The 14,130-nt window shown below is 65.7% G+C and carries 17 protein-coding genes; 7 read left to right on the plus strand and 10 right to left on the minus strand.

Features of this window, described 5'->3' with window-relative positions; translation table 11 throughout:
• A partial coding sequence (locus ACN0T5_RS15355; protein ID WP_417769521.1) for a DNA/RNA nuclease SfsA occupies positions 1-172 on the plus strand: 172 nt, incomplete at its 5' end.
• A 14-nt stretch (positions 173-186) separates the two neighbouring features.
• Here the strand turns inward: ACN0T5_RS15355 and ACN0T5_RS15360 are convergent.
• From ACN0T5_RS15360 to ACN0T5_RS15380, 5 genes are all read right to left on the minus strand, one after another.
• Positions 187-981 carry a L,D-transpeptidase gene (locus tag ACN0T5_RS15360; RefSeq protein WP_417769486.1) on the minus strand — a complete coding sequence of 265 codons (795 nt, stop codon included), beginning with the start codon at positions 979-981 and terminating at the stop codon, positions 187-189.
• Between the two features lie 104 nt (positions 982-1,085).
• On the minus strand, positions 1,086-1,595 hold the full coding sequence (gene gpt, locus ACN0T5_RS15365; protein ID WP_417769522.1) for a xanthine phosphoribosyltransferase: 510 nt from the start codon (positions 1,593-1,595) through the stop codon (positions 1,086-1,088).
• A gap of 39 nt (positions 1,596-1,634) precedes the next feature.
• On the minus strand, positions 1,635-2,384 hold the full coding sequence (locus tag ACN0T5_RS15370) for a competence/damage-inducible protein A (RefSeq protein ID WP_417769487.1): 750 nt from the start codon (positions 2,382-2,384) through the stop codon (positions 1,635-1,637).
• Positions 2,385-2,451: 67 nt separating this feature from the next.
• Complete coding sequence (locus tag ACN0T5_RS15375) at positions 2,452-3,672, minus strand: FAD-dependent monooxygenase (protein WP_417769488.1); 1,221 nt, start codon at positions 3,670-3,672, stop codon at positions 2,452-2,454.
• A 25-nt stretch (positions 3,673-3,697) separates the two neighbouring features.
• Positions 3,698-3,943, minus strand: coding sequence for a zinc-finger domain-containing protein (locus ACN0T5_RS15380; protein ID WP_306030757.1), 246 nt, complete (start codon positions 3,941-3,943; stop codon positions 3,698-3,700).
• Positions 3,944-4,193: 250 nt separating this feature from the next.
• Here ACN0T5_RS15380 and ACN0T5_RS15385 point away from each other — a divergent pair, with 250 nt between their 5' ends.
• Together ACN0T5_RS15385 and ACN0T5_RS15390 are read left to right on the plus strand one after the other, a co-directional pair.
• On the plus strand, positions 4,194-4,961 hold the full coding sequence (locus ACN0T5_RS15385; RefSeq protein ID WP_417769489.1) for an alpha/beta fold hydrolase: 768 nt from the start codon (positions 4,194-4,196) through the stop codon (positions 4,959-4,961).
• Positions 4,958-5,842: an alpha/beta fold hydrolase gene (locus ACN0T5_RS15390; RefSeq protein ID WP_417769490.1), complete on the plus strand. Its 885-nt coding sequence runs from the start codon at positions 4,958-4,960 to the stop codon at positions 5,840-5,842. Before ACN0T5_RS15385 ends, ACN0T5_RS15390 begins: the two co-directional genes overlap by 4 nt.
• Before the next feature lie 531 nt (positions 5,843-6,373).
• Here ACN0T5_RS15390 and ACN0T5_RS15395 read toward each other — a convergent pair.
• Entirely contained in the window at positions 6,374-7,219 is an 846-nt protein-coding gene (locus ACN0T5_RS15395; protein ID WP_417769491.1) for an enoyl-CoA hydratase, read from the minus strand.
• Between the two features lie 265 nt (positions 7,220-7,484).
• Between ACN0T5_RS15395 and cysE the strand changes: the two genes are divergently transcribed.
• Positions 7,485-8,324 carry a serine O-acetyltransferase gene (gene cysE / locus ACN0T5_RS15400; protein ID WP_417769492.1) on the plus strand — a complete coding sequence of 280 codons (840 nt, stop codon included), beginning with the start codon at positions 7,485-7,487 and terminating at the stop codon, positions 8,322-8,324.
• 270 nt (positions 8,325-8,594) lie between these two features.
• On the plus strand, positions 8,595-8,813 hold the full coding sequence (locus ACN0T5_RS15405; protein WP_306030763.1) for a DUF3126 family protein: 219 nt from the start codon (positions 8,595-8,597) through the stop codon (positions 8,811-8,813).
• A 120-nt stretch (positions 8,814-8,933) separates the two neighbouring features.
• Here the strand turns inward: ACN0T5_RS15405 and ACN0T5_RS15410 are convergent, their stop codons facing one another.
• Complete coding sequence (locus ACN0T5_RS15410; RefSeq protein ID WP_417769493.1) at positions 8,934-9,659, minus strand: hypothetical protein; 726 nt, start codon at positions 9,657-9,659, stop codon at positions 8,934-8,936.
• A gap of 224 nt (positions 9,660-9,883) precedes the next feature.
• On the opposite strand from ACN0T5_RS15410, the gene ACN0T5_RS15415 reads away from it, so the two are divergent.
• Positions 9,884-10,201, plus strand: coding sequence for a DUF6949 family protein (locus tag ACN0T5_RS15415; protein ID WP_417769494.1), 318 nt, complete (start codon positions 9,884-9,886; stop codon positions 10,199-10,201).
• 99 nt (positions 10,202-10,300) lie between these two features.
• Entirely contained in the window at positions 10,301-10,834 is a 534-nt protein-coding gene (locus tag ACN0T5_RS15420) for a gamma carbonic anhydrase family protein (protein WP_417769495.1), read from the plus strand.
• 92 nt (positions 10,835-10,926) lie between these two features.
• On the opposite strand, the gene ACN0T5_RS15425 is transcribed toward ACN0T5_RS15420, so the two are convergent.
• From ACN0T5_RS15425 to ACN0T5_RS15435, 3 genes are all read right to left on the minus strand, one after another.
• Positions 10,927-11,727: an ATP-grasp domain-containing protein gene (locus ACN0T5_RS15425; protein ID WP_417769496.1), complete on the minus strand. Its 801-nt coding sequence runs from the start codon at positions 11,725-11,727 to the stop codon at positions 10,927-10,929.
• A gap of 491 nt (positions 11,728-12,218) precedes the next feature.
• A complete protein-coding gene (locus tag ACN0T5_RS15430) occupies positions 12,219-12,848 on the minus strand; it encodes a transglutaminase-like cysteine peptidase (RefSeq protein ID WP_417769497.1) in 630 nt (209 codons plus the stop codon).
• 568 nt (positions 12,849-13,416) lie between these two features.
• Positions 13,417-14,037, minus strand: coding sequence for a PilZ domain-containing protein (locus ACN0T5_RS15435; RefSeq protein ID WP_417769498.1), 621 nt, complete (start codon positions 14,035-14,037; stop codon positions 13,417-13,419).
• Positions 14,038-14,130 lie beyond the last annotated feature (93 nt).

Consider the following 14,130-nt stretch of genomic DNA (forward strand, 5'->3'; position numbering starts at 1 on the left):
TCTCGTCCAGCGGCCGGACTGCGACCGGCTGTCCTTCGCGCGCGACATAGATCCGGCCTATGGCGCGGCGTTCGACGCGGCGCGGGCACGCGGCGTCGAGGCCTATGCGATCGGCTGCAGGGTGTCGTGTGAGGAGATCGTCGCCGACCGGACCGTCAAGCTTCTCGGCTGACGGCCCGCTTCCCGTCAGGCGATGCCGCCGCCGCCTTGTTGCACCACGATGGGGGTGTCGTTGGGCACGCGCGCGGCCAGGTCGATGACGTCCTGGTTGAGCAGGCGCACACAGCCGGAAGAGACCGCCTTGCCGATGGTCCAGGCCTCCATCGTGCCGTGGATGCGGTAGATGGTGTCGCGGTTGCCCTCGAAGATATACAGCGCGCGGGCGCCGAGCGGATTGTCGAGGCTCGGCTCCATGCCGTTGCGATACGGCTCGAGTTCCGGCTGGCGCTCGATCATTTCGGCCGGCGGCGTCCAGCGCGGCCAGGCGCGCTTGTAGGCGATGCGGGCGCGTCCGCCCCAGGAGAAGCCGGCACGGCCGATGCCGACGCCGTAGCGCAGCGCCTGACCGTTTTCCATCACCAGGTAGAGGAACCGGTTGGGGGTGTCGACGACGAGGGTGCCGGCGCGTTCGGAGGTCGAATAGGGCACGACCTGGCGGAAATAGACAGGGTCCACCTGGCGCAGGTCGACCGCCGGCACGGGGAACTTCTCGTGCGGCATGGCCGCATACATCTGCAGGTAATACGGGTCGATGGCCGGTGCCGCCGGGGCAACGCCAACCGCCTGCAGGCGCGGGTTCGAGCCGTTGGTCTGGCAGCCTGCAAGCGCAAGCGAACCGAGGCCGACGAGCAGGCTGCGGCGGCTGAGCGGGCCGGAGCCCGAACGCCTGGCGTCTTTGAGGAGGGCGCCGGTGCGCCGCAAATCGAGATCCTGTGTCATGGCGCCGTTATAGGCTGAGAAATTGCGCCGAAATATGGGCACGTTCTCACTTTCCCGCGAGCGCAAGGCAGCCTTGCACATAGCGGGATACTCCGTCTCCCGGCCGCGTGCGCTGTTTCCTCGCGGGAAACGCCTTCGCCGCTACGTCAGCCCTGGGTGCTTGTGGAAATCGGCGGCTGGAACTGCCAGCCCATATCCCAGGGGAAATAGATCCAGGTATCCTGCGACACTTCCGTCACGAACGTGTCGACCAGGGGACGTCCCATCGGCTTGGCATAGACGGTGGCGAAATGCGCGTCGGGCAGCATGTCGCGCACCACGCGGGCGGTCTTGCCGGTGTCGACGAGATCGTCGATCACCAGAACGCTCGATCCCTTGCCTGCCTTGAGGTCGATGACGTTGTGGTCGATCGGCTTGATCACCTGCAGCGCGCCCTGCGATTCGTAGTCGTGATAGGAGGCGACGCAGACGGTCTCGATCATCCGGATGCCGAGTTCGCGGGCAACGATCGCCGCCGGCACGAGGCCGCCGCGGGTGATGCACACGATGGCCTCCCACTTTCCCTGGCTCGACAGTCGCCATGCAAGGGCGCGACAATCGCGGTGGAGCTGGTCCCAGGAGACGGGAAAGGCTTTCGGTGCTTGCGGGTTTTCCATGCGGGTCGGTCCTGTTCGGTCGGTCATTCTGTCATGAGGTCAGCTGGTTGCGGCGACGGCCGCGATGGCGGCGCGCACGGCCGCACCGGCGCGCTCCATGGCCTCCGTGTCGCGGGATCGCACCACGACCTGGGTTGAGAAACGCCCGTCGATGGAGCGCGGATAGGAGCCGATCAGGACGCCGGGATGGCTCTCCTGGATCTCTCGCAGCGCGCCGGCGACGCGGCTTTCGGGGAGGTCCGCGTCGACGGCGAGCGAATGCATTTTCGCGCCGGTGCGCAGGGTGGGAGCGATCGCGTCGAGCATGGCCTGCATGATCGCCGGCACGCCGGCCATCACATGGACATTGCCGATGCGAAAGCCCGGCGCCTTCGACACCGAGTTCTCGATCAGGTCCGCCCCTTGCGGAATGCGGGCCATGCGCGCCCGCGCCTCGGTCAGCTGGCCTTCCGGATAGAAGGCGGTGAGGATGGCGATGGCGCGCGGGTCGTGATCGATGGGAACGCCGAACGCCTTGGCGATGGAATCGGCGGTGATGTCGTCATGGGTGGGGCCGATGCCGCCCGAGGTGAAGACATAGGTGTAGCGGGCGCTGAGCTCGCGGACGGCCTCGACGATGCGGTCCTCGATGTCGGGCACGATGCGCACTTCCGACAGTTCGATGCCGATGGCGGTCAGATACTCGGCGAGATAGCCGATGTTCCTGTCCTTGGTCCGGCCCGACAGGATCTCGTCGCCGATGACGAGAAAGCCCGCCGTGACGATGTCCGACGCCTGGTCAGCGCTCATGCCGATCCGCCCCTTCGTGTTTCGCAGGCGATGCACCGCCTGGCATGCCGTCTCGCGTCCCGCACGCTCATCCGGCTGCGGGAGGTCGCCATCCATATAGCCAATCGAGCCGCGCGAGAAGCCGTCCGGCGGGCAATCCACGCATGACGGCGTCGCGGGCCAGCGCCATCGGCCCTCTCATGTGATAGACGCGATCATTGGCGCGGGCCAGCCGGAGAACCTTTTCGGCCCGGTTCTGGCGCTCCGCCTGGTAGGACCGCAAGGCCCGCGGCACGTCCGGGATACGGTCGATGGCACGGGCCAGCGCTTCGCCGTCCTCGATCGACATGCCCGCGCCCTGCGCCGCGAAAGGCAGCATCGCATGCGCGGCATCGCCCATCAGCGCGACCCGGCCGTCGACCCAGTCGGTGCCGGGATCCATGCCGCACAATGCCCATTTGAGCCAGGAGGGCGGACGAGCGAGGAGATCGCGGCAGGCTGCCGGCCAGTCGGCGAAACGCGCGAGCAGCGCCTCCCGGTCGGCGGGCGCCGACCAGCGCTCTTCCCGCCAGTCCTCGCTGACCAGCGCGACAAGATTGAACTGCCGGCCGCCGGAAACAGGGTAGTGAACCACATGGGCATTGGCGCCGAGCCAGAGCCCGGTGACATCGCGCCAGTGCTGAGGCACGTCCTCGGCGGGGATGACCGCGCGATAGGCCGTGCGGCCGCTGAAGACGGCCTGGCGCAGGTTCATGACCCGCCGGCGCACGGTCGACCAGACCCCGTCCGCGCCGATCAGGCCCGCTCCGGAACCATGGTCGACATGGGCCGCGCCGCCGTCCGTGGCAGCCTGTTCCAGCTCGACCTTGACCGCTCCGGCATTTTGCGAGGCGTCGCGCAGCCGGGTGCCGAGCCGCAGCGTGATGCCGGCCGAGGCCCTGGCGGCGTTGAGCAGAACGGAGTGCAGGTCGGCCCGGTGGATCACCAGATAGGGGGCGCCGTAGCGCTGCTCGGCGTGTTCGCCCAGCGGGATCTCGGCGATGGCATTTCCGGTTCGGGCGGACATGACGCGCACCGCGCGGGGCGCGACAGCATGCCTGCGCAGCGCCTCTTCAAGACCGAGACCGCGCAGCACATGCATGGCGTTGGGAGAGAGTTGCAGTCCTGAGCCGACCGGCTCGATCGTCGCGGCCTGCTCGAACACCGTCACCGGGCGCGCCCGCCGCGAAAGGGCGAGGGCGGTTGTCAGGCCACCAATGCCCGCGCCCGCGATGAACAGGCGGTCCGCATCGGAACGGGATTGAGCCATCCGGCGTCTCCGGCCGTGCCCGCGCTCAGGCGGCCTCGGGTGTCCAGACGCAGTCGGACGGATTGCTCTCGCCGGCGCTCAGCGCGGGATTGAAGCGGTAGAGCGTGGAGCAGTAGGGGCAGACGATCTCGTTGTCGTCGCCCATGTCGAGGAAGACATGGGGATGGTCGAAGGGCGGGCGTGCGCCGATGCACTGGAATTCCTTCGCGCCGATCTCGATCGCGTCGTGGCCGCGGTCGTTCTGGAAGTGGGGGATTGCAGCATGCGCCATCGCAGTTGTCCGTCGTTTCTTGAGTCCCGTGAAGTTTGGCGGACCATACGCAGGAAGGATGGCTTTGAACAGTGGGAAGTCACCGTATCCGGCGGCGCGCGCACGGTCTCGCGGGCGAGGGGCGAGCGCGTGCCGCAGGCCGGCCGCAACGCCCGCCGGTGCGGGGAACGCGGCGGGGCTTTTCATCCCGGCCCTGCCAAACTATCGTATGCCTTCGTTCGTTTTACGTTTACGTCAAGGTAATCTTGCAATGCCCCAATTCGATTCCGCCGGCCTGCGACTTTCCTACCTGGATGAGGGGCGGGGCGAGCCCGTCCTGCTGATCCACGGATTTGCCTCCAACAAGGAGGTCAACTGGGTCTATCCCGGCTGGGTCAAGCTGCTGACCGAGGCCGGTCGCCGGGTGATCGCCATCGACAATCGCGGTCATGGCGGGAGCCAGGGCAGCCACAAGCCGGAAGACTACGGGGCGCCGACCATGGCGGAGGATGCCCGCCGTCTGCTCGACCACCTCGATATCGCCCGCACCGATGTCATGGGCTATTCGATGGGCGCGCGGATTTCCGCCTTCCTTGCCCTCAATCATCCGCAGCGGGTGCGCAGCGTCATCTTCGGCGGCCTGGGGACCGGCATGATCACCGGCATCGGCGATCCCGAGCCGATCGCCGCCGCGCTGGAAGCGGAGAAACTGTCGGATGTGCCCGACAGGACCGGCCGGGCGTTCCGCGCCTTTGCCGAACAGACCAATTCCGACCGGCTCGCGCTCGCCGCCTGCATGCGCTCCTCGCGGCAGAAGATCACGGAAGAGGAGGTGTCGCGGATTTCCCAGCCTGTCCTCGTGGCCATCGGCACCAAGGACGACATTGCCGGCTCCGCCAGCGGGCTCGCCCGGCTGATGCCCCGCGCGGAGGTGCTCGACATCCCCGACCGCGATCACATGGTCGCCGTCGGGGACAAGGTCTACAAGGCCGGCGCCTTGCGTTTCCTGGAGGCCGTTTCGCGAGGCGGGGTGGCATGAGCGCGCCTGCCACCGGGGTCTTCACTGGCGGCTTTTCCGGCGCGGACGGCAACCGGCTTGCCGCTGACCGGTTCGGAGAGGCGGGGCGGCCGGTGCTGCTGCTGCATGGCGGCGGCCAGACCCGGCACGCCTGGGACGCCACCGGCACACGGCTGGCGCAGCGCGGCTTCCAGGCCTGGTGCATGGACCAGCGCGGCCATGGCGACAGCGACTGGGTGGAAAGCGGAGCCTATGACTTTACCGATTTCGCGCGCGACGTGGTCGCCGTTTCCGACCGCATCACGAGCGATACGGGAGCCCGTCCGATCGCCATCGGCGCCTCGCTCGGGGGCATTGCCTCGCTGCTGGCGGAGGGGCAGCTGCGGGCGGGCACGCTGTCGGCGCTGGTGCTGGTCGATGTCACGCCGCGCATGGATCCCTCGGGGGTCAACAAGGTGATCTCCTTCATGTCGGACCGTATCGAGAACGGTTTTGCGACCGTGGAAGAGGCGGCCGATGCGATTGCCCGCTACCTGCCGCATCGCAAGCGGCCGAGCAATCTGGACGGGCTTGCCAAGAACCTGCGGCGGCACGCGGACGGGCGCTACCGGTGGCACTGGGACCCGCGCTTCCTGGGCGGACGGCACGACCGCGAGGTCGAGCCGCATCACATCGAGGACACGTTGGTGGCGGCCGCGCGGACGCTCACGCTTCCGGTGCTGCTGGTGCGCGGGGGACGCTCGGAACTGGTGAGCGATCACCATGTCGAGGAGTTCATGAGCCTCGTGCCGCATGCCCAGTATGCGGACGTGGAAGGGGCCGGCCACATGGTCGCCGGCGACCGGAACGACGCCTTTGCCGGCGCCGTGGTCCGCTTTCTGGACCGGCTCGAAGCCGCCTGACAGCGCGCGTTCAATCGTTCCACATTCTCCCGCGACCGTGGCCGGCACGCGCCGGCGCAAGGGCGGTCATGTCCGTCCTGATGGCGGCCGGGAGACATTCCAAGGACATTGCGGGATCAGGCCGACGCCATTGAGGCTTCGGTTTGATTTTTATTATTCCACAAGTGCTTACATGGTTAATTGAAAGTTAATTCGAACGGCGCGCGCATGCTGAAGCATCGCCTTAAAAAGGTTCTGCAATTCACTTTGGTAAAAGAGAAATCAGGCGCTTTTAAACCGGTTTCTCCGGTCCGGGCTGACAATCCGATTCAAGCGCTTCGCAAAGAGAATCAAGCAGCCGGCAGCGGCATGGAATCAGGCGCGGGAGCCGCCGTCAAGCGCGGGGCGACGGGCGGTGCGGCCGCGAGCAGGCGGCCCGTTCCGGCGTATCCGTTTTCACGCTGCAAGGAGTCGGTTAACGAAATGACTCCGGCGCGCGAGTGTCCCCGTTATCCCGGGGCGGCCGATCGCGATTGCCGGGCGCCTCTGGTCCTAGCGGCCGGTGAAACGCGGGTCGCGCTTCTCCATGAAGGCGGTGCGGCCTTCGGCGAAGTCGGGGCTTTCGAAACAGGCATCGGCCAGCGCCTGGCAGGCGGCGAGGTCGGCCGGCGAGAGGCGCGCGGTCAGTGCGTCTATACCGGTCTTGGCGGCCTTGAGCGTCAGCGGTGCGCCGCGCGCAATTGCCTGTGCCAGCCCTGCCGTCGCCTCCTCGAGAGAACCATCCGCGACCAGCCGGTCGACGATGCCGAGGTTGTGTGCCTCGGCCGCGTCGAGACGGCCCGCGGTGAAGAAAATCAGCTTGGCGCGGGAGGGGCCGACCAGGCGGACGATATCGGCGATGGCCGAGGGCGGGTAGCCGACGCCTAGCCGGGCGGCGGGAATGCCGAAGCGCGCTGTCGCATCGGCGATGCGCAGGTCGCAGGCGGCGGCGAGCGCAAAGCCTCCGCCCAGGCAGAAGCCGCGCACCATCGCGAGGGTCGGCAGGCTCGCCTCGCGCAGCGCGTCGAAGGCGGCGACGTTGGCCGCCTCATAGGCGCGCGCCGAGGCGGCATCGCGGCGCACGGTCTCGAACTCGGAGATGTCGGCGCCGGCCACGAAGGTTTCGCTTCCCGCGCCGCGCAGGACGATCACACGCACTTGCGGGTTCGCGCAAAGGCCGGCCACCGCCGCCGGTATCGCTTCCCACATGGCGAGGGTGACGGCGTTGCGGCGGGGCTCGTTGTCGATGACGATCCAGCCGACCGGCCCCTCGACATGGATGCGGACACGCCCGGCGGGATCGGGCTGGCGCGTTCCGTCCGGGGCGGTGCCGGGGGGCGTGTCGGTTGCTGTCGTCATCTTCGTCTCCGCAATGGCCAGGACCCTGGCTGCCCGAAATACCCGTGGGGCTTGTTTGGCAATGTTGCCCGAACCAGTCCATTCATCGCCCGTATCAGGGGCACGCATTCGTGAAAGAAAGAGGTTTCCGCGACGGCCAGGAGCCTGCTTGACCTATGGCCATCCCTCCTTACATCGCTATAAGATGATGTCCAAGACCAGTGCTTGAACCGGACCGCCGAACCGAGCCGCACACGGCCGGCGGCGGGCCCACAAGGAGGCAGGCATGCCGCAATCCACCCCCCTTACGGACGCCACCCCGCTGGCGCGTCACGATCCCGTGTGGGATCGCCTGCGCGAGGAAGCGGAGGCGATGGTCCGCTGCGAACCGGCGCTCGCGTCCTTCGCCTATGAAACGGTGCTCAATCACGACCGCCTCGAGGAGGCGGTGGTTCACCGGCTTGCCGACCGGCTCGGTCATGTGGTGGTGTCGCCCTCGCTGATCCGCCAGACCTATCTGGAGGCGCTTGTCGACAGCCGCGAGATCGCCGAGGCGTTTCGGGTCGATCTCGTCGCGGTCTATGACCGCGATCCGGCCTGCACCCGGTTCCTCGAGCCGCTGCTCTATTTCAAGGGCTTTCATGCCCTGCAGACGCACCGGCTGGCCAACTGGCTGTGGCGGCGCGGGCGCAAGGACTTTGCCCTTTACCTGCAGAGCCGCTCCTCGGAGACGTTCCAGGTCGACATCCATCCGGCGGTTCCCGTCGGCGTGGGCGTCTTCATGGACCACGCCACCGGCATCGTCGTCGGCGCCACCGCCCAGATCGGCGACAATGTCTCGATCCTGCAGAACGTGACGCTGGGCGGCACAGGCAAGGAAGAGGGCGACCGGCATCCGAAGATCCGCAACGGGGTTCTCGTGGGCGCGGGCGCCAAGGTGCTCGGCAATATCGAGATCGGCCATTGCTCGAAGATCGCATCGGGCTCTGTGGTGCTGGCCGACGTGCCGGCCAACTCGACCGTTGCCGGCGTGCCGGCGCGCGTGGTCGGTGCGGCAGGCTGCGCCGAGCCGTCGCGCACGATGAACCAGTTGCTCGCCTCGGACGAGGGCGGTGCCGCCGGCTGAGCGGTCCGCAATTGCCGGTTTTTGCCATGGCTTGGGGAAAAGGCGCGCCTTTTTCCTTGGTTCGCGCGCGCGATTGTGTAGGGTCCAGCTTCACGGATGCCAGCCGTGCCGCCTCGTCGGCGGGCTGGTCCGGTGCCGGCGAGCCTCGGCCACCGTTCCGTATCGCGTTCGCGAGCGGGGCGGTCCCGTCAACCGCCGACCGGGACAATCCGAAACCACATCGAAGAAGAACCGTCCCGCCAGCGTGACGGTCGCCGAAAGGAGCCTTTCGTGAAGCCTGACGAGATCCGCAAGCTCGAAGCCTACCTCCAGAAGAAGTTCGAGCTGCAGAAGCTTGTCGTCCGGGCGCGGCCGAAGAAGGACGATTCCGCCGAGGTCTATATCGGCGACGAGTTCATCGGCGTCATCTACCGCGACGACGACGATGACGACGACCTGAGCTGGAACTTCCAGATGGCGATCCTGTCCTACGACATCGACGAGGGCTGATCGCCAGACGGTCGCCTTCCGTCCCTGACGGGAGCGCCAGTCGAACGGGATGAAACGGGCGACGCGGCAGGCGGCGCCCGTTTTTTTATGGGCAAGGGGCAGGGGGACGCGCGGTCCGCCTCAGGAGGCGGCTTCGGGCTTCAGCGAGGCGATCAGCCCGGTCACGGCGGCGTCCATGTCGCGCCAGTGGTCGAGCAGGGCCTGGCGGAAGCGGTAGGTGACGAAGAGGTCGGGGGCGAGGCGAATGCTCCGCTCGCAACTGGCGGCAAGGGCCGCGTCGCGCGGGGTGAAGCAGCGCGCGGCGAAGAGCGTGCCGTTCTCGGCGCGGTGGGCGACGAAACCGGTGCCGCTTTCCGCATCTCCCGGCAAGGGCAGCAGGGCAAGGCCCGCCGGGCCGGGCAGCGGCTCGCCGGAACCGAGCGACATCCATACCCGTTCCAGACGCTCGCTCGTGTTCATCTCCGGCAGGGCGCCGGCGGCGGTGACACTGATCAGCATGACCGGCGAATGATCGCCGGAATCCGCAAAGAGGCGGGCGTTGAATTCGCTGTATCCGTCCATGGACGGCCAGAGCACCGCCAGGCTGAGACGCTCGACAGGGCCGCCGGCAATGCGCTCCTCGACCCGCCGCATCAGGTTTGCGGGAACCTTGAGGCCGACGGGGCCGAGCCGCACCGGTACCCGGTCGGCGCTTTCGCTCCAGCCCGAGGGCGCGCGCGTGTAGTTCATCCACTTGCCGACCGTGTGCACGACAAGGGCGGTGCCCGCCAGCGCCAGCGCCAGAACCATCGGGGTGAAGTGCCGGGCGCGCATTCCCGTTCCGCTCGGCAGGGTCAGCGGCATCATCCGTGCGCCCCCGTTGCCGGAGCGGTGTCCCGGCGGGTCGCCTTGCTGTCCCGTCGCGGGACGGATGTCCCGTTTTGCTGCGGGACGAGGGGCAGTGCGCTCGCCATTTTATGGTTACCAGTCCGTTAATGGGGTTGCGGAAACGGCACGCAATTTGCTGGAACAGAACACGAGTTCAAGTTTAAGGTTCCCAGAACATTGGTTAACGGGGGGTTAACGACATCATGAGCGAACTGGCACTGGCTGCCTATCTCGGCTGCGCGGGCTTCGTGATTTCCGGAATCACCGGCAGTTTCTATCAGTTGGTGACGGGCGAACCCTTGCGGTTCAATATTTCGGTCGAGACCTGGATCAAGGGCGTCGTGTCCTGCGTTCTGTGCGTTTTCGCCGGGCCTTTCATCATCATGCGCAATGCGATTCGCGGGCGACGCATCGAGCAGCGGCCCCTCGGCTGGCTTGTCGCGTCCTCCACCATCGCCGGCATGTGGAGCCTGTGCTCCGGCGTGATGGTGGTGCATTTCATGCTGGTGGTGATGCTGTAGACTGGCGATCCACGGGCCGGACTGATACCGGCCCCGCCAGTCGACCGGCCATCGCTGCCGGCATTTCCTCCAGTTTCCGACCAGTTGCGAGTCCCCGCCATGACGATCTACCGCCTCGACGACCGTATCCCCGTGACCCCCGACGATGGCGATTTCTGGATCGCGCCGGACGCGGCGGTGATCGGCAGCGTGATCCTGGAACAGGCGGCGAGCGTCTGGTTCGGCGCGACCCTGCGCGGGGACAACGAGACGATCACCATCGGGGCCGGGTCGAATGTGCAGGACGGCTGCGTGCTGCACACAGACATGGGCTTTCCGCTCGACATCGGGCGCAACTGCACGATCGGCCACAAGGCGATCCTGCATGGTTGCACGATCGGCGAGAACAGCCTTGTCGGCATGGGAGCGACGGTGCTGAACGGCGCGAAGATCGGCCGCAACTGCATTGTGGGCGCGAATGCGCTGGTCGCCGAGGGCAAGGACATTCCCGACAATTCCCTCGTCGTCGGCATGCCGGGCCGGGTGGTTCGGACGCTTGACGAGGAGGCGGTGCGGGGGCTTGTCGCCTCGGCCGAGGCCTATGTCCGCAACTGGCGCCGTTTCAAGGCGGGCCTTGCGCCGGTCGGCGGCTGAGCCGACACCTCTTCCCCAAAAGAAGCTGTTGTCCAAAACAGCACAACGCCGGAGGTTGCCGCCTTTGCCCGAGCAAGGCGTCATCGGTCCGGCTATGGATTTGACCCGAGACCCGGAGGCATGCCGTCGATTACCGCGGCGAGCTTCACTAGATCCGCTGCATAGAAACCGGCGGCGTTGATGCAATTCGTCTCCAGAAGGCACAACCCTTCCAAAGTCCTGCAAATGTCCATGACATATGCCGGGGAGTAACCATCGTTCAGTCGCGCCAAGAATTGCGCGAACTCGAGGGCATCCGGGTCGATTTCGTGGCGGTATGTCACCCGGGTGCCGTCCTTGTAGAGCGAGTAGGTGACAACTTCAGCGTTCACGATCCAGATGCGCCATTCCCTGAGAATCCGGGCGGGAGGTGTCAGCATCATCCGGGTGTCAGGACGCAGCGAGCCGTTCGGAATGTCGTTTGGATCGAGGGACATGATCTCGCGAACGGTCTCGTGGATTTCCGCAGAGGATCTTACGGCTCCCGGCTGTTCCTTGCTGTCCGAGACCGGACGGATGAACCACGCACGATCCTCGTGCGAGAGCTGGGCATGGATCTCGCTGACTGTCAGAAAAACCGCGTCCGGACCGTTGAGCATGTAGGGTTGCCAGGGTTCTTCATGGACGAACGGCGGTATCCGGAAGACGCCTGGCTTGAACCCTTTGGATTCGGCATATCGCCACAGCGTGTAGGAGCCGAACATCACCACGGCCCGCGGGTCTCGCACTTCCGGCTCGGGAACGAGTTCGCCAATGAATGGGACCACCTTGTGCCAGGAGTAGCGAAAACCAAGGCTATCCAGCGCATCAGCAAGTTTCTGTGTGTCTTCGAATTGCTGAAGAATCCACTGCATCGCGTCGCTTTCCCGGCTTGAGCGCCCGTGGCATGAGATCATGTCTGCAAGACAAAACCAATGCCCGCAGCTGGCGCCGATCGACCCTCGCGTACGAACATGGCGCTACGGCCAGTGAAAGCGCCAAACGGGTGCGTGCCGCATTTCCCGGCCGATGACGAGGGAACTGAAACGGGGCGTACAGACCTTGAATGTTGCGCGTTTGCCGCCCTGTCCTTGTGGACAACAGGCAAAAAATGACCGGTCCCCCGTTGAAGGAGGACCGGCCGGGCAACCCGACCCGGGGTGTGTGGGGGAGGGGGATGGGCCTGGTTGCTTAGGTGTCGGGCGCAAACAATGTCCCGTTGGCCGTCTCAAACGAGACGGAAGCTTGTCGGTTCCGGCGAAATCACGCCGGATCCGGGATGTCTCTTCAGGTGTCCGCGAGCGGCCCCGTCCCCTGGTTCCGCTGCGGCCTCTCCGGCCGGTTTCCCCTCTTGCCGGCCGCGACCCTAGTCGGCAAGGCTTGCGACGGTGCTGGTGCGCCGGTCGGAGATCGCCGCCCATCTGGCCGGGTTTTTCACCGACTGGCGTTTCACGAAGCGATAAGGCGCGGAATACCAGGGCAGGACGGCCTCGATCTGATTGTCGAGAATGACGTCGCCCTGATCGGTGCGCACGGTCAGCACCGCATGTCCGGCGTTGTTGGTGTCCTTGACCACGGTGATCAGCAGGGCGCTTTTCGGCCAGCCGCGCCGGACCAGCACGCGCTGCTTCTCCAGCACGTATTCCTCGCAGTCGCCGACGCCGTCGCTCGGATAGGTCCAGTATTCCTCGACGCCGAACAGTTCGATATCGGTGACCGGCCGGACCCGCTTGTTGACCTCGGCATTGACCGCGATCAGCTCGTTCCAACGTTCCTTGTCCAGCTTCACGACCACGGCGCCATCGCTGCCGGTCTTGCACTCGTCGGGGTTTTCCCGGCAGAACCCGATATGACCGACGGGCGCCTTGGCGGCGGCGCCGATATCCATGAAACGGCCGGCTCGCTGATCCGCCAGCGCGGTGTCGAGGGAGAGCATGGCGGCGGCCATGCCCAATGCGGCGGCAATATACTTCAGATTTTTGTTCGTTTTCGTCATGTCTTCATCCCTTCCCCAAGGTTGAAGACACAATGGCAGTCTGGTTTTTATCCTGATCTAAGGTCTGTATCTGCAATTGACATGAAGTAAATTCAAATAATGATCAATTTTTATCTTGTTTTTATTTGATATTTATCTTGATTTGTCTAAAATTGTAACGACATGAAGATGGGCGCCGGGAAAGCGCGGAAATGCGCGCTTTCCCGGCCTCAGGCCGATTGTCTTCAAGGGGGGCAGGAGAGTGTCAGGGCGTGCGGCGGGGCAATGCCGCGACGTTCCCGCGGGCATTTTCCGGAGCAGGATTTTTTTTAAAAAAGCGGATCGCGGCCCGCCTGACGCGGCGTGCATGGGTTTGACGCCGAGGCGTATCGGAAAAACCGGGGAGGCGCGGCGCGGAAACCCGGCGGGCCGTGCGGCAACCGTTGCAAAACCTGTCCTGGTGAAACCCGGCCTGGCGGACTCCGGTCAACAGGCCGCAGGCGCTGCGCGGGCCGGGCAAGACCGCAGGCGCGCCGTCCGTTTCCGGCGCCATTCCGCCGGACATCGTTTCACGAGACTGGTTGTGGTCTCAGGAAATGTGCTGTTCGAGCAGGGAGCGGTTCTGGATATGCGCGAACTCGACGGCGATGCCGTCCTCGGTGTGGCGAACCACACGCGCGCGCATCTTGCCGATCCCGATCGCCAGGCCGATCTCGGGCCGGACGTCGGTTTTCAGCGAGGCGCCCGACAGCGACACGTCGATGATGCGCGACTTGTAGCTGCGCCCGTCGGCCAGAACGATCTGCGTGAACGGGTTTTTCGGCGTGAAACGGTCGTGACGACGGTCTTCCGGAAGGCTCAGGACGTCGCGGTTGGCAAGCCAGGTGAGGACATTGGCGAGCTTGTCGCGCTTGCGCAGCGGCGCGTTGATGCGAATGGCGAATCCGCCCTCGATCTCGCGCACGACCTCGCCTTCGATGCGGCCGATATGGTCGATATAGGCGATGACGCGCTCACCGGTACGGGCGCTGACCGGTGCGATCAACGCGGCGCCGCCGGGTGACATGTCGATGATCTGGCACGGATATTCGCGGCGGTCCTCAAGCATGAAGCGGCCAAGAATATTGACGCAGACACGTGCATGCCGACGGAGGTCAAGTTGCTTCACCGCCGTAGCCGTCGTGTATGTGAGTGCCGAGGCTTGCGCCATACGTCATCGACCTTCCCTGGAGCACAACGGCAGGATACGCCGCGTGAACGCTGCAATTGGAAAGATAGGCAATGACGGTTAACAGACGGTAAG

It is taken from the genome of Stappia sp. (genome assembly GCF_048261845.1).
GTDB lineage: Bacteria > Pseudomonadota > Alphaproteobacteria > Rhizobiales > Stappiaceae > Stappia.